The 17,658-nt window shown below is 58.1% G+C and carries 18 protein-coding genes; 5 read left to right on the forward strand and 13 right to left on the reverse strand.

All coding sequences use genetic code 11. From position 1 onward, the window contains the following. Position 1: 1 nt before the first annotated feature. The 4 genes from bshC to B0G52_RS00905 form a co-directional block, all read right to left on the reverse strand. A complete protein-coding gene (bshC, locus tag B0G52_RS00890) occupies positions 2–1,648 on the reverse strand; it encodes a bacillithiol biosynthesis cysteine-adding enzyme BshC (protein ID WP_158223525.1) in 1,647 nt (548 codons plus the stop codon). A 169-nt stretch (positions 1,649–1,817) separates the two neighbouring features. Then, on the reverse strand, positions 1,818–2,213 hold the full coding sequence (locus B0G52_RS00895) for a DUF3397 domain-containing protein (protein ID WP_094041626.1): 396 nt from the start codon (positions 2,211–2,213) through the stop codon (positions 1,818–1,820). Between the two features lie 20 nt (positions 2,214–2,233). After that, positions 2,234–3,151, reverse strand: coding sequence for a ketopantoate reductase family protein (locus B0G52_RS00900; protein WP_158223526.1), 918 nt, complete (start codon positions 3,149–3,151; stop codon positions 2,234–2,236). Positions 3,152–3,249: 98 nt separating this feature from the next. Further along, the gene (locus tag B0G52_RS00905; RefSeq protein ID WP_094041628.1) at positions 3,250–3,891 is read right to left on the reverse strand and encodes an RsfA family transcriptional regulator; all 642 of its coding nucleotides are present in this window, start codon (positions 3,889–3,891) and stop codon (positions 3,250–3,252) included. Positions 3,892–4,199: 308 nt separating this feature from the next. Between B0G52_RS00905 and B0G52_RS00910 the strand changes: the two genes are divergently transcribed. Then, on the forward strand, positions 4,200–4,436 hold the full coding sequence (locus B0G52_RS00910; protein WP_094041629.1) for a DUF2626 family protein: 237 nt from the start codon (positions 4,200–4,202) through the stop codon (positions 4,434–4,436). A 303-nt stretch (positions 4,437–4,739) separates the two neighbouring features. Here B0G52_RS00910 and B0G52_RS00915 read toward each other — a convergent pair whose 3' ends face one another. Next, positions 4,740–5,930: a class I SAM-dependent methyltransferase gene (locus B0G52_RS00915; RefSeq protein ID WP_094041630.1), complete on the reverse strand. Its 1,191-nt coding sequence runs from the start codon at positions 5,928–5,930 to the stop codon at positions 4,740–4,742. 78 nt (positions 5,931–6,008) lie between these two features. Here B0G52_RS00915 and B0G52_RS00920 point away from each other — a divergent pair, with 78 nt between their 5' ends. Then, on the forward strand, positions 6,009–7,094 hold the full coding sequence (locus tag B0G52_RS00920; RefSeq protein WP_094041631.1) for a coiled-coil domain-containing protein: 1,086 nt from the start codon (positions 6,009–6,011) through the stop codon (positions 7,092–7,094). A 6-nt stretch (positions 7,095–7,100) separates the two neighbouring features. On the opposite strand, the gene B0G52_RS00925 is transcribed toward B0G52_RS00920, so the two are convergent. After that, positions 7,101–8,393, reverse strand: a complete 1,293-nt coding sequence (locus tag B0G52_RS00925; RefSeq protein ID WP_094041632.1) for an extracellular solute-binding protein — start codon at positions 8,391–8,393, stop codon at positions 7,101–7,103. A gap of 392 nt (positions 8,394–8,785) precedes the next feature. Further along, entirely contained in the window at positions 8,786–10,117 is a 1,332-nt protein-coding gene (locus B0G52_RS00930; protein WP_094041633.1) for a PhoH family protein, read from the reverse strand. 178 nt (positions 10,118–10,295) lie between these two features. Here B0G52_RS00930 and B0G52_RS00935 point away from each other — a divergent pair, with 178 nt between their 5' ends. Then, positions 10,296–10,847: a YhcN/YlaJ family sporulation lipoprotein gene (locus B0G52_RS00935; RefSeq protein ID WP_094041634.1), complete on the forward strand. Its 552-nt coding sequence runs from the start codon at positions 10,296–10,298 to the stop codon at positions 10,845–10,847. Positions 10,848–10,866: 19 nt separating this feature from the next. Here the strand turns inward: B0G52_RS00935 and B0G52_RS35485 are convergent, their stop codons facing one another. The 3 genes from B0G52_RS35485 to nirB form a co-directional block, all read right to left on the reverse strand. Beyond that, a complete protein-coding gene (locus B0G52_RS35485) occupies positions 10,867–11,004 on the reverse strand; it encodes a hypothetical protein (RefSeq protein WP_158223527.1) in 138 nt (45 codons plus the stop codon). Positions 11,005–11,066: 62 nt separating this feature from the next. Beyond that, a complete protein-coding gene (nirD, locus tag B0G52_RS00940) occupies positions 11,067–11,378 on the reverse strand; it encodes a nitrite reductase small subunit NirD (protein WP_094041635.1) in 312 nt (103 codons plus the stop codon). Positions 11,379–11,411: 33 nt separating this feature from the next. Continuing rightward, positions 11,412–13,841 (reverse strand): nitrite reductase large subunit NirB, encoded by a 2,430-nt coding sequence (gene nirB / locus B0G52_RS00945; RefSeq protein WP_094041636.1) that lies wholly within the window; start codon positions 13,839–13,841, stop codon positions 11,412–11,414. A gap of 318 nt (positions 13,842–14,159) precedes the next feature. Here nirB and B0G52_RS00950 point away from each other — a divergent pair, with 318 nt between their 5' ends. Next, positions 14,160–14,786, forward strand: a complete 627-nt coding sequence (locus B0G52_RS00950) for an ANTAR domain-containing response regulator (protein WP_094041637.1) — start codon at positions 14,160–14,162, stop codon at positions 14,784–14,786. Beyond that, complete coding sequence (locus tag B0G52_RS00955; RefSeq protein WP_094041638.1) at positions 14,783–15,820, forward strand: anthranilate phosphoribosyltransferase; 1,038 nt, start codon at positions 14,783–14,785, stop codon at positions 15,818–15,820. The genes B0G52_RS00950 and B0G52_RS00955 overlap by 4 nt, the downstream gene beginning before the upstream one ends. Before the next feature lie 15 nt (positions 15,821–15,835). Here the strand turns inward: B0G52_RS00955 and B0G52_RS00960 are convergent, their stop codons facing one another. The 3 genes from B0G52_RS00960 to B0G52_RS00970 form a co-directional block, all read right to left on the reverse strand. After that, complete coding sequence (locus B0G52_RS00960) at positions 15,836–16,978, reverse strand: LCP family protein (RefSeq protein WP_198960568.1); 1,143 nt, start codon at positions 16,976–16,978, stop codon at positions 15,836–15,838. Then, positions 16,975–17,289: a hypothetical protein gene (locus tag B0G52_RS00965; RefSeq protein ID WP_094041639.1), complete on the reverse strand. Its 315-nt coding sequence runs from the start codon at positions 17,287–17,289 to the stop codon at positions 16,975–16,977. Before B0G52_RS00965 ends, B0G52_RS00960 begins: the two co-directional genes overlap by 4 nt. Before the next feature lie 66 nt (positions 17,290–17,355). Then, on the reverse strand, positions 17,356–17,658 hold the full coding sequence (locus B0G52_RS00970; RefSeq protein WP_094041640.1) for a YlaH-like family protein: 303 nt from the start codon (positions 17,656–17,658) through the stop codon (positions 17,356–17,358).

Consider the following 17,658-nt stretch of genomic DNA (forward strand, 5'->3'; position numbering starts at 1 on the left):
ATTAGTTAAACTTCTGCCAGCCGCCCACGAGCCGATGGCCTCCGACCGCTTCGAACGGAACGTCGTGCCATAAGGAAAGCCAGCCCGGACCGTAACGGTTCCAGAAATGAACCGTCCCGTATACCCTCTCCTGCGGCTTGGCGAGAGGAGAGAGCGACTGCCTGATCCTGTCCCACTGCCTGAGCGACGATTCGTGCCGCTTGGCGATGGCATCGGCGGAGCGCGATTCCAGATAGGCAATCTGCTCCAGGATGCGGTCCCGATTGCCGGACGCGAGCTGGGCCAAGCCCGGCTGCAGCCCGGATACCGTCTTCATGACCGGCTCGTATAACGCTTGAAACTGCTCCTTGACTTGGCGGAACTGCTCTTCCAGGTTCCACTCGTCCTGCTTGCCGAGCCATTCGGCGCGCAACGTCTCCCAATCTTCGATCGCCTGCCGGACGGTAAGCGAATATTTGTCCAGCAAGCTCGCCACCGCCGGTTCGATATACGTATACGATTGGCGGGGCAGCACGATCGGCATCTCCATGCCGAATTCCCGGAAAGCCGGGCCGAGGATGGCCCAATATGCGATCTCCGCCGGGCCCAGCACGGTCGCCAGCACGGGCAGCAAATAGTCCTGCATAAGCGGACGGGTAAGCGCGTTCGTGCTCAGCAGATCGGGACGATGGGCTGTCAGCTCCAGCATCTCCTCGCGGGAATGAGAGACGACTCCCCTCCGGTCGACGAACCGTCCGTCGTCTTTATGAAGCAGCAGCCTTCCCTGTTCATGATGAAGAAATAAGTTCGCGCTGCCCGGGGCGGTCTCCGCCTGCAGCCGGAAGCCCTGCGAGAGCACCTGCCCTTCGCCGTCCTTCAGCGACGCCTCGAGCTCATCGCTGCGCAAGATCAGCTCGCGGAACATCGGTCCTTCCAGAGCCCGGAGGTTCGGATCGTCGGCATCCAGCAGCAGCAGCCCCTGCTTGCCGAACCAGTCCGCCAGCAGCCGCGCGAACGCCAGACTGAGCGACGGGGCGTCCGCGACGTGACTTTGCAGCCGGTCCAGCACCTGGGGCTTGAACTCCGTATCCGGCAACTGGGCGGCAAGCTCCTGAAGCGCGGAAGACCACTGCTCCGCCGACAACGGCGTCCTGCTGACCGCAAGCCGAGGTCCGTCCGGACGTTCGATTCGCACGCGCCGCACTTCGCCTCCGGGCGACTGTACGTTCACATGGTTCGCCTCTTCGAAATCGTGATCCTCGCCGGCGATCCAGAAGACGGGCACGACCGGCCTGGACAGCCTGCGCTCCGCTTCCCGCGCCGCCTGAATGACGGACAGCGCCTTGTAATAAATGAGGAGCGCTCCCCCGAACAAGCCCGCTTGCTGCCCTCCGACGACGACAAGAGCGCCTTCGCGCTCCAGCTTCTCCAGCGATATTTCCGTCTCTGCGCTGGACGGAAGCTTCCGGTGATACGCCCTGACCGCTTCGGCCACGCGGGGAAGATCGGCTCTTCCGCCCGCCGTTTCGTCCAAATAGGTCGCCCTGTTTTCCCAAGCGCGCCCTTCCGCCGGATGACTTCCGAACAACTCCCGAACTTGCGAATCTTCTAATCTATAACGCTCCGCCAATGAAGAACGATTGGAATCGGTATAAGGTGTAATATTCAACGGGAAATGTCCCCCGATCTGTCGTTGTGCTATCAAAATCGATTGTACACAACCGCAGTCGGATCGTCAAAAGATTTGCAACGCCGGAGGCGGAATTCGCGCTGCACAGACTATGTATACACCTTCGGCGCCTTTCGCGTTCGGGCTCCCGTGCCCCGTCTTCATTGGCCTAGTCCGGCTTAACCGGAATGATGATCGCAAGAAACATCAGAAAGATATACAGGACGGAAAGACCGAAAAAGCTCAGCCTCCAGATGGCGCGCACCAACTTCCTGGGATCCACCTTGCCTCTGACCCGGTTTTGCGCGTTGCCGATCAAGCCGCCGCCGATCAGCATAACGAGAAGCAGGAAGAACGGTCCGAAGCTCGTACCCAACCGTTCGTTGAGCAAGTGGGCCACGACTCCGAGCAAAAAAACGGTCGTAATGTCCATCGACAGCTGGATCGCGTTTTTCTTGTCGTTGCCTCTGACCGTCATGATGACGTAAACGAGAATAAAAGGAATAACGGGCACCGTAGCTAAAAAGGCGTATGCTTGGACGAGTGCGTTCCAGATCGAGCTCATGCGTCACCTCTTATCCGTTGTTAATGTATCGCTTTTACGAGAGCGGTCACCGCGCGATTCCACGGCGCGTCCAGCCCTTGCTTCGCCGCCATGCGCGCGATCGCTCCGTTGATCGAATCGATCTCGGTCGTCCTGCCCGCTTCGACGTCCTGAAGCATGGAAGACCGATTGCCGGCCGTCGCCTCGCAAACTCGCAAAACCGCTTGCCACAAATCGGATTCTCCTTCGAGTCCGTGCGGACCGAGCACTTCGAACGTTTCCCGGAACAAAGCCTCGGCCAGCGCCAGCCTTTCGGGAGATTCCGCAATCCCGCCGTTCGGGATGCGCAAGATCGCCGTAATCGGATTGATGACCGCGTTGATCAGAAGCTTGCGCATCGTTTCTTTATCCAACTGTTTCGACAGAAATACGGAAAATCCTGCCTGCATCAGCATTCGTTCGACAGCAAACAGCCGCTCGGGCCGGCTCCGCCCGTCGTCTCCCAGCCGAATGTCGCCCGCTCCGGTATGCCTCACGCGGTTCGCGTCCATCCTCAGCGCGCCTTCGGTCGTCACCGCGACGACGATCTCCCTGCCGGGCAGCGCTTCCCGCAGCGCTTCGACATGTCCGACGCCGTTCTGGAACGGAACGATCGTCCCGCCCGGAGGCACGAGCTCGGCGAGGCGCTTCAGCAGCCGCTCCGTCAGCGCCGGCTGCTTGACAGCCAGCAGGACGATTCCGGCGGCAGGCGCGGCGTCCTCCCATGCGCAAGCGACAGCGGGCAGTCGCGAGGCGGATTCGCCGCCCCCCGCTTCCACAATCAGACCGTCTTCGTTCAGCCTTGCCGCCTGATCCCGCGTTCTCGTCCATACGACGCACTTCAGCCCCGCCGAGTACAGCTTTCCCGCCAGCAGCAGCCCCAGCGAACCGCCGCCCAGCACGACCGTTTTTTCGTCCATCGCTCTCTTCATCCCCATTCGTCCCGCGCTTCCCGTTCTCTTAAAGATACCAAAGCAAAACCCGCAGGGATAGCCCCGCGGGTTCGATCGCTCGCTGCCTATTCGATTCGTTCCAGATTGCCGTTGGCGTCCATCTTGAACTTCGCCCGTTCCTCTTCGGCTTCTTCCGTCAGGAACGCCAGCTTGCGCGCCCGGTCCATAATGCGGATCAGCGCCTTGTAATCGTCGTTGACAACCTGATAGTCCGTCTGCACTTCGTTGACTTCCTTGGACAGCCGTTCGTTCGTCTCGCTCAGCTCGGAGATTCTTTCTTCCTTATCCTTGAGTTCCTTCTCCAGCTGGCGAATCTGCTTGCTCATCTCTTGAACGGTATTCTTCCATTGGCGCAAATAGCGAATGATCGATTCAAGCGATAACGATTCTGCCGACAGCAGCTCTTGTTTACCGCTTTCACCTTCTTCTACGACCAGCCGCTCAGTTCCCGAAATAGAAATTCCCTGCTTTTTGAGATAATTCCGTTTCTGGCGCTGCTGCTTGGCTAGTCCGATCGCTTCGCTGTATCTTTTGCGCACGCAGCTATTCCAACGGAACCCGCACGCCGCGGAAGTCCGGGCGATTCGCTGCCCCACTTCTTCGAAAGCGGATAGCTGCGTACTGCCCTCGCGAATATGGCGCAGCGTAACCTCCGCCAGGATCAGGTCGTCATCCGGACTCCATGCGTCTTGTCTTGCAGCCGTCATGTTGCCCTTCCCTCCTTAAACTTCGCATATATTTTGCTGCTTTCTTCATTTCTATGCCCGTAGTAGAATTCATAGAATCTATCGGATACTCCTATTTATATCCACTTTTCCTGTCACTATACCTTTCGAAAAAGCAAAACGGTCCGATTTCGAAGCCGCGCATAACCCGGGCGGAACGGGGGAACGTTAAGGGAACGTTGAAAAAGTTTGCCGATTCGTCACGACTTGTTGGGTTTACACGCCTATGCGGAGCCGTTATAATATGCTTTAGAAATCGTCTTTGCGCGTATGAGAGGGGTATTGACACGATGGCACGAATGTTTAGGGTCCTTGGTTTCTGGACGCTGGCAATTGCCCTGATGGCGTTTGCGGGAGACATGTACGAGTTCGCCCTGCTGTTCTTCATCCAAACGGCCGTCTTCTTTTTGGTCGGTTACTTGAACTTTACCGAGCGGACGTACCTTCTTGTATTCTGGGGCTATATGGTTTTGGCCTTTCTCGGGTTTACGTACTGGTCCATCTTCGAGATGGGAATTCCCGTGTAACCTGCGGAACCGGATACATACGAAACATGAAGAAATGGCGATGCGAAGGGATTCCCCTTGCATCGCCATTTTTTTTACTTATCCGTATCGCCTCCGACGAAGCGGCTGTCCCATAAACAGAGCTGTTTGAGATGAGCGATGTATAAAGAAGGGGTATGTACCTCCTGGAGAAGCCTCATACGCTCCCGAAATCACCTTATCACGGGTTTACCCATTCAGATTTCGGGAGCGTATAGCATCGGAGGGAGGTACATACCCCTTGCCCCTTTATCATCGATTATCTTTCGCAGCAGCTTGGGTGGCTTATGGGACAGCCTCTTGTGCTTGGATCGCGAATACCTGCACCTTGAACAGCTCGCTCATGCCGTCCGACAGCAGCAGCTGGCGGATCGCCCGATTGCGTCGCGCGACGGGGTGGAACGGATCGGAATGACCGTGCGCAGTCAAGCGCTCCATAATGCCCGCCTCTATCAGAAATCGCTTTTGCGAGCCGTACCAAATCTCTTCGGCTCCTTGCCGCTCGACGCTGCGCCGGATGTGGCTGAAGTTCACGTGCGCGGTCATATCCTGCTGTCCGGGCCAGGCGTACGGGTCGTTATGCGCTCTATGCTCCTTGTAGCAGAGCAGCGTCCCGTCCATCCGGTGCGGCCCGGTCAGCTCCGCGGTTTCGTCGCCGTAATCGACGAAGACGAGCAGAGCGCGCTCGAACCGGGTCGCCACGGTCGCGGCCCAGTCGGCCCCGTCGAGATTCGCCTCGACGGTCTGCCCCTCGCGCAGCCGGATGCCTTCCTCGCGCAGCCATTCCGTCAACCGCGGATCGGTCGGTTCCATCAAACAAGGAACGAACCTCCCGTCTGCCGCGCAAGCGACTCCCCACTCGCGCAGCGCGCCGTCCTTCTTGACGAGCCGATGGACGGGGAAGGCGTCGAGCAGTTCGTTCGCCACGACGATAACCGGTCTGCCGGACGGAACGAGCTTCTCCCACCCTCGTTCGTCCGTTACCCTGGCTCGCCCCGAACGAATATAAGCCTCCAACTCCCGCTCCGCCTCGCGCCGGTGCGACGGATTCCCTTCGACTACGGTGACGGAGAACGAAAGCATTCCCGCTTCGCCCGAACCGCCTTCCTCCGAAGACGTCCACGCATCAAGCATTTGCCGGCTCAGCCGTCCCGTGCCGCCTCCCCAGTCGAGCACCTCGACCTCCCCGCCGCCAAAACGGGCGAGCGCGGCGTTGCGCAGCCAGCGCGCCAGGCTTTCGCCCATCGCGTCCCCGACATAGGCGCTTGTATAGAAATCGCCCTCCCTTCCGACTTTGGGAGAACCGGAACGATAATAGCCAAAATCGGGATGATAGAGGCACAGCGACATATAATGGTGAAAGGGGAGGGCGGACAACTCCGAGCCGTCCGCCGCGATTCCCCGCAGTCCTCCCGCTTCAATGCCGCCGACGATCGCAGCATGCAGGGAATAATGCCGACTTTGGGCAATATCCATTCTATCCGCACCTTTTCCAAGAGTTGTCGAAAGTTTATAATAGCATAGGATCGGACGCCGCAGGAAAGGAGTGACCCGATGCGTCGGATGTTGACGTTAGCGCTCGCGGTTTCTATGTTTCTACTGGGCGTCTCCAGAGGCGGGGCCTTGCTCCCCGTCTACGCCGAGCCTTATCCCGAAGAAACGAGAAAACTGCTGGAAAAAAGCTTGTCGGTCGTCGAACTGAACCGGGAGATCGACAGAATCTCCGGTCTGAAGAGCCAGACGCAGACCGACATCGAACAGAACGAACGGCGGCTCGCCGAACGGGAGATCGCCATCGCCGTTCAGCGGGAGAAGGCCGGGCGGGTACTTCGCTCCTATTATATGGGCTACAAGGATTTCTGGCTGTCGGCGCTGCTGAACGCGAACTCCTTGCCCAAGCTCATCCGCGTCTGGGACACGATGGACATCATCATCCAGTCGGATCATCGGACGATGAACGCTTACGCGGAAGAATACCGCCAGCTTAAAGCCGGGTACGCCAAGCTGAAGCAGGACAAGGACGATCTGCTGTCCGTCGAATCGGAACTGATCGCGCAGCGGGACCGCATCCAGGCGCTTCGCGGCAATCTGGACCGCGAGCTCGCTTCCAGCGGGGACGAGCAAATGCTTCGCCGCTTGATGGAGGAACTGCAAGCTTATTGGAGAAACGTCGGCCTGTACGAGGTTAAGCAGCATTTCAAGGCGCTTGCCGACGCTATGACTCATCTTCCCGATTATGTCAAGGACACGCCCGGCATCGTCCAGACGAGCGGCCTGAAGACGAAGCTGACTTTGTCCGATCAGCAGCTGAACGAATTTCTGCGGTCGCGGGACAGCCGCTTCGACGACTTCGCGTTCCGCTTCGACGACGGTCTGCTTACGATGGAAGGCGACAACGGCCGCCTGCAAGTGACCATTCAAGGCCGGTACACGATCGAAGAAGAACCGGAGAACGCCATCCGTTTTCACGTCGACACGCTTATTTTCAACGGGCTTGCGCTCCCCGACACGACGAGGAACGAGCTGGAGAGGGAATTCGACCTCGGCTTCTACCCTCAGAAACTCATTAAATACGTCAAAGCCCGCAGCGTGGAAATGGAAGACGGCCTGTTAACGGTAGAGCTCGGAATCGGAGGCTGACTTTGCTCAGCCTTCCGCCTCTCTCTCCCATTCCTCCATCCAGCCTTCCACATTTAATTCGCCGCCGGAGAACCGGCTCCACATTTCGCCGAGCTGTTCTAGAATCGTAGGCGTTTCCGGACCGTACAGAAGCGGAGCCTGGTTCGGAAACGATTGCCCCGCCCGTCCCGGAAGCAGATCGGACAATCTTCTGTCGGCATCGTAGAGCGACCGGAACACCGGAAGCTTGTCCTGCTCTTCCATGTGCAGCAACTGCGCCTGCTCTCCCGTCATGTCCGCGATCCAGACGCTTGCCGCCTCTTCGGCCTCCGTCCGCGCCGAGATGACGAAGCTGCTTCCGCGCGGCCATATGTAAGGCAGCCTCCAGGAACGAAGGTCGATCTCCGTGCGGAATTCCCCCTTCTCCGCGACGAATTCCTTCGCCTTCGAGTACGGCATGACGGCTGCCAGCGCGTTCCCTTCGCCGAGCGCCCGTATCGTCTCCCCCGTATCGCGCCCGAAGCGGACGTTCGCTCTTCTTTCTTCAAGCAGCGCCAGCGCTTGTCCTCGCGCGGTTCCCGCCCACGCTTGGCTCCCTTGCTCCCACAGCTCGTCGCTTCGCTCCTGCGCATAGCTTTCCAGCCACGCCAGAAGCGCCAGCGGGTCCTCTCCGTCGATTGCCAGCCAATACGCTTCGCTTCCCTGCTCCGCGCCCGAGCTCGCTTCCGCCGCCGCCAGCCACTCTTCCTCCGTCAGAAGGAGGTCCGCTTCCTCTCCGAACCATGCCTGCAGCAGATCCAAGTTCCAGACGAGCACGTACGGATCCATATCACGCGGAACGCCCCACAAATAAGCGTTCCACTTCAGCGGACCGGACAGCGCTTCGAACTGCTCTCCCAACGCCTTGCCTACAAACGCGGCGTCCGCGGGCAGCAGATAGCCGGACGAAGCGAATTCGGCCACCCACTCGTTGCGAAGCAGCATAATATCGGCGGCCTCCTGCAATTCCGAAGCCCTCCGGTAAGTGTCGTAAGCCTGCTCGGGGGTAATTCTCCGCAATTCGACCTCGATCTCGGGATGCCTGAACATAAAATCGTCGTTCAAGTTGGACAGAGCGCGAAACTCTTGTTCCTCGAGAGCGACCTCTATCGTAAGCCGCGAGATTTCCTCCGCTTCCTCGGGTTCCTGGACGATCTGCACTCCGCTCGCCGGAACGGAGACGGGAACCGAGGAAGGGGACGGTGCGTCCGCCCACGGCGACAACAACAAAGCCATGATGCACAGCAGCAGGAATACGAGCGCAAGCTTCCGACGCGCCACAACCTCACCTTATTTCGTCGTATCGTTAAACACGCTACTTTTATGATAACAGGACTGCTCCAACCTGTCTCCCCTTTTCCGAAAGCGCTTTAAGAGGAAGTTCAAAAAGTTCGATTTTGATCACGAAGCATCTCGGGAAGCGGATTCGGCGTCGAATCTTGCATTCAGCCGGTTCTTCCGGTGCTCACGTAGCTTCCACTACGCTCCGCTCCTCATCTCCGGTCTTCATCCAACATTCTCGGTGCTGAAAACCGAACTTTTTGAACCTTCATTTGCACGGTAGTTCAAAAAGTCCGATTTTGATCACGAAGCGGATTCGAGGAGCTACTCGACATCGAATCTTGGATTCAGCCGAAAAGGCCGCCCCGCGCCGGGAGCGGCCTGCTTCGAACTCACAGCTTCTCGGTAGCCAGTTGGGCGAGACGGGAGCGTTCTCCTTTCTCCAACGTGACGTGGCCGCTGATTCCTTCCTCCTTGAACCGTTCCACGAGATACGTCAGTCCGTTGCTCTGCGAATCCAGATAAGGATGGTCGATCTGCTCCGGATCGCCGAGCAGCACGATTTTGCTGTTCTCGCCGACGCGGGATACGATCGTTTTCACTTCGTGCTTGCTCAGGTTCTGCGCCTCGTCTATGATGATGAACTGCCCGGGTATCGACCGCCCGCGGATGTACGTGAGCGCTTCGACCTGGATGCTGCCCATGCCCATCAAAATTTTATCGAGATCCCCGGCCTTCTTCGTGTCGAACAAATACTCCAGATTGTCGTAGATCGGCTGCATCCAAGGGCGCAGCTTCTCCTCCTTCTCTCCCGGCAGATATCCGATGTCCTTGCCCATCGGCACGACCGGACGAGCGATCAGCAGCTTCTTGAATCGATGCTCGTCTTCGACCTTCATCAGTCCGGCTGCGAGAGTGAGCAGCGTCTTGCCCGTACCGGCCCGACCTGTCAGCGTAACGAGCGGAATGTCGTCGCTGAGCAGCAGCTCCAGCGCCATCCGCTGCTGGGCGTTGCGCGCCGTAATTCCCCATACCGGTTCGTTGCTCATGTGGAGCGGTTCCAGCCGCAAGCCGTCCGAAGTCACTTTAAGCAGCGCGGACTTGGACGTTCCAAGCTCATCCCGCAAAATGACGAATTCGTTCGGATGCAGCGTCGTCTTGAGCCCCAACGGCTTGATGCTTAGAGACCGCGTCGAATAAAATTCGTCGATGACCGACGGATGCACCTGGATCGTAAGATGCCCTGTGTACTGGTCCGTGTCCATGGCGATCCGGTCGGACAAGTAGTCCTGCGCCACGATTCCGAGCACGTCCGCCTTCACTCGCACGAGCACGTCCTTGCTGACGAGAACGACGGGGCGCGGATCGTCCGTCTCCTGCTCCTCCATATGATAATTCAGCGCCACCGCGAGGATCCGGTTATCGTTCGTCATCTCCCCGAACAATTCCTGGACCTTCACGAATCGGCGATGATTCATTTCCACTTTAAGCAACCCTCCGCCCGGCAGCGGCACGCCGGCGTGCAACGGTCCTTCCGTCCTCATGGCGTCAAGCTCCCGGGAGATGTTCCGGGCGTTGCGCCCGATCTCGTCGGCGAGCCTCTTCTTGGAGTCGATTTCTTCCAGGACGACGGAGGGAATAATGACTTCGTTGTCGTCGAAAGCGTACAGCGAGAGCGGGTCATGCAGAAGCACGTTCGTATCCAGCACATAAATTTTTCTCATGGGCGTTCCCTCCCGATTCGAGCATATTGGGGTTTCCTATCCAATAGATACCGTTTATTTCTCCACAGCTTCTTTACATAGCCATCGAACGACAGGGAACAATACGACGAGCAAGCATTTCCTGCGATCGGCTTCGCGGCCGATCCGGGCATCCCTCCAACCAGGGTGGTGTACAACGATGAAAACGGACAAAAAGATCGCTTGGACGGCTGCGGCGCTGCTTGCGGTTTTGCTCGTCCTCGGCTCCGCAGGCTGCGGGAACAGGCAGGCGAATCCGGAAGGAACGCCCCGCGCTCAAGCTTTGAACGACACGGCGAACGAATTGCAGCGCAATCCGAAGGAGGTATCCGCCCATCTCGAGGCGCTCGCCCGCGGCGTCGAAGGCGTACAGGATGCCAACTGCGTCGTCTTCGGCAAATACGCGATCGTCGGAATCGACGTAGACGAGAAAATGGAGCGCTCGCAGGTCGGGACGATCAAATACGCGGTGGCCGAAGCGTTCCGCAAAGATCCTTACGGCATCGACGCGCTCGTGACGGCGGACATCGACATGGGGCAGCGGATAAGGGAAATCCGCGCGGACATCCGCAACGGCCGGCCGATCTCCGGATTTACGGACGAGCTTGCCGATATCGTCGGACGGCTCATCCCGCAAATCCCGCGCAACATCATTCCTCCGAGAGAGCCGGAAAATCTCGGGACTCACCCGGCCGAACGGCCTCAGAAATGACAAAAAGCCCAGTGAAAATTCACTGGGCTTTCGTCATGGCTGCAGACGCACGGCTGACCGTGCGCTCGCAAGCGCCTTGTTGAACGATCCGATCGGTTAAGGAAGTAGGTCTCGCGTAGATCACCCGCAGCCCCCCTAACGGTTGTGCTGGTCTCATTATATCATATCCCCGGCCGGTTTCCAACGGACTTTCGTCGAGACGAGCCGCCTGCCGCCGAGCTAGAACTTAACATAGACAGCGCCGCTCGACCGGTCCACCTCCACCTCGTACGTATCGACGCAGCCTTCGTCGGGCTCCTGCACCTTCCCGCTTCGCAGATCGACTTTCCAATCGTGAAGCGGGCAGTGTACGACTTTGCCGCATACCATTCCTTCGGACAGCGTCCCGCCTTTATGCGGGCATCTATTCTCCACCGCGAGCACTTCTCCGTCCGACAGACGGAACAGCGCGATGTCTTTATCCTGAATTCGCAGGGTACGCGACCCTTTGACGTCAATATCGTCGATGCTGCCTACGAGAAGCTTGGTCATGTCCCATTCACCTGCCTTTTATTAATGAAAGGATTATACCGTTTGCGTTTCCGCCAGCGGTTCGAAGTTTTTGCGCAGAGAACCGTCCTCGACGATCTGCTTCCACGGGTCTGTCGTCAGATCGAGGGTTTTGCGGATTCGGGCGTACAGTTCCGCGCGCTCTTCCGGCTCGGCGAGGGCGTTCTTCACCGCTTCCAGGCCTACGCGCTCGACCCAGTTCGACGTCCTCTCGTTCCACTGCGCGTTCTCCCTGTAATATTGCAGGAACGCTCCCGCCCATTCGACGACTTCGTCCTCCGTCTTGACGACGCACAGCAGATCCGTGGCGCGGACGTGAACGCCGCCGTTGCCGCCGACGTGAAGCTCCCACCCGCCGTCTATCGCCACCACGCCGAAATCTTTGATCGTCGCCTCGGCGCAATTTCTCGGACAGCCCGACACCGCCAGCTTGACTTTGGCAGGCGTATTCAGCCGCTCGAACTCCTTCTCCAGTCGAATGCCCATCGCGATGGAATCCTGCGTGCCGAAACGGCAGAACGTCGAGCCTACGCACGTCTTGACCGTGCGCAGCGTCTTCCCGTACGCGTGGCCGGACGGCATACCGAGCTCCTCCCACATTTTCGGCAAATCCTCTTTCTTGACCCCGAGCAGGTCCAGCCGCTGGCCGCCGGTGAACTTCACCATCGGTACGTCGAACTTCTCCGCGACTTCCGCGATTTTCTTCAGCTCCGTCGGAGAAGTCACCCCGCCGTAAATTCGCGGAACGACCGAGAACGTGCCGTCCTTCTGAATGTTGGCATGGTATCTTTCGTTCGTGATTCTCGACTCTTTCTCGTCCTTGTATTCCTCCGGCCACAGCATGCCCAAGTAGTAGTTGAGCGAAGGGCGGCATTTCGAGCAGCCTTCGTGATTGCTCCATTCCAGCACGTTCATAACTTCCTTGACGTTCATCAGCCTCATCCGCTTGATCTCCGCAACGATCTCGTCCCGATCGAGCGTCGTGCAGCCGCAGATGCCTTCCTTGGCTTTGACGACGTTATCTCCGGCATAGATGGAGAGCAGACCTTCGACGAGCGGCTTGCAGCCGCCGCAGGAAGCCGAAGCCTTCGTGCAGGCTTTGATGTCTCCCAGACTCGCGCAGCCCTTGTTCAGAATGGCATCCGCGATCGCGCCCTTGGATACCCCGTTGCAACCGCAAATAATTTCGTCGTCCGGCAGCTGCTTCAGCCGCTCCGCCGGATCGGCGCCTTTCTGCCCCGGCGCGATGCCGAGCAGCAGTTCCTTCTCGCGGCCTTTGATCGATTCGCCGCTCTTCATGACGGAGAACAGCTTCGCCCCGTCGCCGGTATCCCCGAACAGCACCGCTCCGACCAGCTTGTCGTCCCGCAGCACGATTTTCTTGTACACGCCGTCGATCTCGTCCTGGTAGCGAAGCGCCCGCGATCCCGGAGGCTCGTCGTACTGCCCCGCCGAGAATACGTCCACGCCGGACACCTTCAGCTTCGTAGAGGTGACGGAGCCGGTATAGCCGGCCGTCTCGACTCCGGCAAGCCGCTTGGCGAGCACCGCCCCCTGCTCGTACAGCGGAGCCACCAGACCGTAGGCGATTCCCCGGTGCTCGGCGCACTCGCCTACCGAATAAATATCCGCCTCGCTCGTCTCCATCCAGTCGTTCACGACGATGCCGCGATTGACTTCGATTCCGGCGGATCTCGCCAATTCGACGTTCGGCCTGATCCCGACCGCCATGACGATCAGATCGGCTTCCACCTCGGTGCCGTCCGTGAACGCCAGACCGGTAACCCGTTTCCTGCCCAGAATGGCGCTGGAGTTTTTACGCAGCAGAAACTTCATTCCTTGTTGTTCGAGCTCGTTCTGCAGCATAAGCGCAGCCGTCTGGTCCAGCTGTCTCTCCATCAGAAAGCTGTTGATATGAACGACCGAGACGTCCATCCCGAGATGGAGCAGCCCTCGCGCCGCCTCCAGACCAAGCAGCCCTCCGCCGATGACGACTGCTTTTTTGTATTTTTTCGACGTTTCCATCATGATTTCGCAGTCTTTAATGTCCCGGAAGGCAATGACCCCTTGCTTATCCGCGCCCGGCAAAGGCAGCATAAACGGATTGGAACCGGTCGCCAGAATGAGCGAATCGTAATGCAGCGTCACGTCTTTATCCGTAACGATCTTCTTCGCCTTCGCGTCAATATTCGTTACACGGTGACCCGTAAGCAAGCGAATCCCATTTTCCTTGTACCAATCCCAGTCGTTGATGACGATCTCGCTCAGGCTTGCGCCGCCGGCGAGAACGGACGACAGCATGATCCGGTTGTAGTTGGGATGCGGCTCGGCTCCGATGATGGTCACCTCATAAAGGTGGGGAGCCAGCTTCAACACATGTTCGATCGTTCTCACGCCGGCCATCCCGTTGCCGACGAGCACCAGCTTTTTCTTCGTTTTGTCCATCCGATCTCTCTCCTCTCTCTGCCAAACCCCGTAAATGCACAAAAGCCCGCTTCGCATTCGCAGAGAACGTTGCGCGTTCCGCGAATCCGACAGCAGGCTTCATTGCCGCTTGAGAGAGTACCCCATTGTACCCCTCGAGATGAAATTATCGATGGCCTAACTATACTATATTTTTTCAGGATATGTCAACATACATGACATAAAATAATTTGTGTTTGAATCATAGACAGTAAGCCTGGTCATGTGATATAAATTTACGTGAGATTATATGACATAAGCTAATATTGGGTCAGATTCACAGAAATGGGGTGGTCGATCATGCGTACCTTGTTGGTTATTCACAACCGCACGCCAGCTTCCGAGAGAAGTTTATCGCCCTCGTCCAAGGCGCGCTCGCCCGAATTCGCCCTGCGCACGCACGGTTATTCCGTCTCCTCTACCTTGTCGCAAGACCAAGCGTCGCAGATGATCGCGAATGCGGATGCCGCGGTGCTGCAGCTCCCGATCGCCTCCATTAAAGAATGGAGCGCGCGCTTGCTGCAAGCGAAGCCCTTGCCGCTCCTCTGGTGGTGCGACGAAGACGCCGCGGCCGGGTCGCTGGAAGCCTGCGAAGACGATATCGCCATCGACGGGCTGTTGACGCCCTCGATGTCCGGCCCCGAGATTCATTGGGCGCTTCACATCGGGTCCAAGCAATTCGTGGAGCGGCGGCAGTGGCAGAGCGAACGGGAGCAGCTGCTCGGGCGAATAGAAGAGAGAAAGTGGATCGATATGGCGAAGAGCATCTTATGCGAGCTCAAAAACGTGACGGAATCCGAAGCCTACGATATTTTGCGGAAACAGGCGATGAACGAACGCAAGCGAATGGTCGACGTAGCCACCTCGATCGTGAAGGTGTATCAGCTTCTGCAGGAAAACAAAGAGAGAGGGGCGAAACGCCGATGATCGCGTGGTTAAAAGAAGTAGGAAGAGGCAAGCGGGGCGCCAGAGATTTGACTTACGAGGAATGCTTGCAGGCCGCGGAAGAAATTATGAGCCTGCGGGCGACTCCCGCGCAGATCGGCGCGTTCTTCATCGCCGAGCGGATCAAGATGGAGAGCGTCGAAGAGCTCGAAGCGTTCGTCGAAGCATGCCGGAAGACGGCCCATCGGGAAGCGCTGAATCCGGACGGCCTCGATTGCGCAGGGCCGTACGACGGGCGCAAAAAGACATTCTTCGCATCGTTCGCGTGCTCCTTCGTACTAGCCGCCGCCGGACTGCCGGTCACACTGCACGGAACGGATTCGCTCCCTCCCAAGTGGGGCGTCACCCTGCACGATATGCTGAAGCTCGTCGGCATTCGTCCCGAAGAGCTTCCGCGCGAGACGCTCGCCGCCGCGGCGAAGCGGACCGGACTGCTGTACGTGCCCGCGGAGCAATGGTGCCCGCCCCTTAAGCAGCTTCGTCCGATCCGGGAACAGCTCGGCATGAGAACGGTGCTGAACACGGCGGAGAAATTGATCGACTACGGCCATTCTCCGTATCTCGTATTCGGCGTATACCACAACACCGTATTCGATCGCCTGGCCCGTCTGATGACGAAGCTGAATTACCGCAAAGCCCTCATCGTGCAGGGAGCGGAAGGCTCCGAAGATTTGTTCGTCGACCGCCCTACCCGCACTTACCTGGTCGAGCAAGGCAACGCCAGTCTTCAGGTCGTCAGTCCGGAAGCCTGGGGGCTCGATACGCCCGTGCCGGAAGTCGAATGGACGGCCGCCTTGCAAATAGAAACGACCGAAGCCGTCCTGCGCGGCGATGCCGATATGGCGTTCATCAACCAAGTGTTGTTGAACGCGGCATATCGATTGCATCTCGCCGGCAGGGTCGGATCGGTCGAAGAGGGGCTGTACACGGGCAAAGCATTGCTGGAAAACCGTCAAGCCTGGAGCGTGTACGTCGAGTGGCGCGACCTGCTCGCGCAATCCTACGTCCATCGCTGATCGGAACAAAGCCATTTAATTCTTCGAATCGGACGCAGAGGTCTCAGAAGTTCCGGTGACCTCTGCCGCGCCGCCCCGTCCCGCCAGTTCGAGTTCCTCGTCCAGCGCCCGTTTCGCTTCCGCAAGCTTATCCTCGTCCAGATAGACGTACGGACTTTTCCACGTGCCGGTCAGCGGAATAAAGCGGATATCGGAACGATTGATGCCGAAGTAGGTGGCGATAATGTTCTCGATCTGGACCGCCGGAATGTCGGTGCGCAAGTTGTTGCCGACCGCGTCCAGCAGTCCGCCGACTTTGGTCACGCTGCCAAGCGACTTCATCCGGTCGACGATCGCGCCCAGCACCTGGTTTTGCCGTTCATTGCGGGCGAAATCGCTGGATTCGGCCGTCGGCTTGAAATCTTTATTCGTGTTCGACTTCCGGTAACGGACGAAGCCAAGCGCCTGTTCCCCGTCCAATGGCTGCTCGCCCTTCGTCAAGTTGATATTCGTTCCGTCCGCGGAATCGACGTAGCGCATATTTTGATCGACGTTGACCGTAATGCCCCCGAGCGCGTCCACGACGTCGACGAACCCCTGGAAGTCGATGACCGCCGTATAATCGATCGGAATATCGAAAAATCTCGACAGCAGCAATTTCGTCTCGTCCCGCGCGTAACCCGGCAGCTTTTCCTTTGCCAGCTTCTCGTTGTTTTTGCCGTACATGTAGAAAGCCGCGTAGTATCCGTTCGCCTTATGCTTCTTGTAGCCGTCCACGGCCAAAGAGCTGTCGCGCGGAATGGAGACGACCGTAGCGGTTTTCGACTGCGGATTAAACGCCGCCACCATCATGACGTCCGTGTTCATGCTGCCGGTCTCGCTTCGCGTATCGAGCCCGAGCAGGACGAGCGAGATCGGCTTGACCTTCGCGCTCTCTTCCTTGGGAATCGTAACCGGTACGCCGGTCCCGTCTTCCTGCTTGGCGATTTTGGCCAAGTTCGGCTTATACGAGCCGTAATACAAGTAAGCCACGTACCCTGCAAGCAGCACGATCGCGAGGCCCAAGATAATGAAAATAAACCTTCCCCAACGAAATCCTCCGCCGGTTCTCTTCTTCGGAGCTTTGGGAACGGAGGCGCGCCTGTTCGAACGCGACGGCAAAGGTGTGTTCTGGCTCAAGCCTGGTCCTCCTCGTCCTCTGTGTTGAAATCCGAACCGCAGCCCGAAGACTCGCCGAACATGTCCCGATTCAATTGCTCTACGGCTTCGCGGTCGAACCAGACCGTGCGGGAGGCGCCGTCATCGGCGACATAGGTTATGTATACTTTGCCTTCGTCCGTCGAACTGACATCGAACGACGTCAGCTTATGGTCTTCCGACAAAATTTGCGCGAAAAAGGCAAGCGTATCCTTGGCCGCTTCGTCGTCGGGCCGTTCGGAGACGATCCACTTCATTTGCAGCCAGTAAAATAAGGCATCCATCAGAGACACGGCGGTTTCCCCTCTCCCCTATGCAGCATTGCGCAGCGCTTTCGGATAACCGGCAACCGCGGACAGTTAACCTGCCCGCGGAGCCTCGCCGTTCTTGTTCTTCCGGTAATTTTTGCGTTTGTCGTACATTTGGCGCAGACGCAGCAGCAGCATCATAGCGACCGCGACGCCCATGCACTGGATGATCGGCAGCTTGTCTAACTGCAGGAGCAGCAGCACCAAGCAACCGATCGCCAGCACGACGTGGACGGCAATTTCCTTCAGAATCGGGAGCTTCCCAACTCTGAAGACGGTATTGAAAATATAGATCGTACAGGCGACGATGAGAAGGTAAGAAATGATCGGGTGATCGTGAAACCATTGCTGCAT

It is taken from the genome of Cohnella sp. SGD-V74 (assembly GCF_003001675.1).
GTDB lineage: Bacteria > Bacillota > Bacilli > Paenibacillales > Paenibacillaceae > Cohnella.

Bases quoted from the DNA above. Each gene is read 5' to 3' on its own strand.
- B0G52_RS00930 (WP_094041633.1), bottom strand. From the start codon at position 10,117: ATGAGAAAAATTTATGTGCTGGATACGAACGTGCTTCTGCATGACCCG.
- B0G52_RS00905 (WP_094041628.1), bottom strand. From the start codon at position 3,891: ATGACGGCTGCAAGACAAGACGCATGGAGTCCGGATGACGACCTGATC.
- B0G52_RS00900 (WP_158223526.1), bottom strand. From the start codon at position 3,151: ATGGACGAAAAAACGGTCGTGCTGGGCGGCGGTTCGCTGGGGCTGCTG.
- B0G52_RS00950 (WP_094041637.1), top strand. From the start codon at position 14,160: ATGCGTACCTTGTTGGTTATTCACAACCGCACGCCAGCTTCCGAGAGA.
- B0G52_RS00910 (WP_094041629.1), top strand. From the start codon at position 4,200: ATGGCACGAATGTTTAGGGTCCTTGGTTTCTGGACGCTGGCAATTGCC.
- B0G52_RS00935 (WP_094041634.1), top strand. From the start codon at position 10,296: ATGAAAACGGACAAAAAGATCGCTTGGACGGCTGCGGCGCTGCTTGCG.
- nirD (WP_094041635.1), bottom strand. From the start codon at position 11,378: ATGACCAAGCTTCTCGTAGGCAGCATCGACGATATTGACGTCAAAGGG.
- B0G52_RS00915 (WP_094041630.1), bottom strand. From the start codon at position 5,930: ATGGATATTGCCCAAAGTCGGCATTATTCCCTGCATGCTGCGATCGTC.
- B0G52_RS35485 (WP_158223527.1), bottom strand. From the start codon at position 11,004: ATGAGACCAGCACAACCGTTAGGGGGGCTGCGGGTGATCTACGCGAGA.
- nirB (WP_094041636.1), bottom strand. From the start codon at position 13,841: ATGGACAAAACGAAGAAAAAGCTGGTGCTCGTCGGCAACGGGATGGCC.
- B0G52_RS00895 (WP_094041626.1), bottom strand. From the start codon at position 2,213: ATGAGCTCGATCTGGAACGCACTCGTCCAAGCATACGCCTTTTTAGCT.
- B0G52_RS00920 (WP_094041631.1), top strand. From the start codon at position 6,009: ATGCGTCGGATGTTGACGTTAGCGCTCGCGGTTTCTATGTTTCTACTG.
- B0G52_RS00970 (WP_094041640.1), bottom strand. From the start codon at position 17,658: ATGCAGCAATGGTTTCACGATCACCCGATCATTTCTTACCTTCTCATC.
- B0G52_RS00955 (WP_094041638.1), top strand. From the start codon at position 14,783: ATGATCGCGTGGTTAAAAGAAGTAGGAAGAGGCAAGCGGGGCGCCAGA.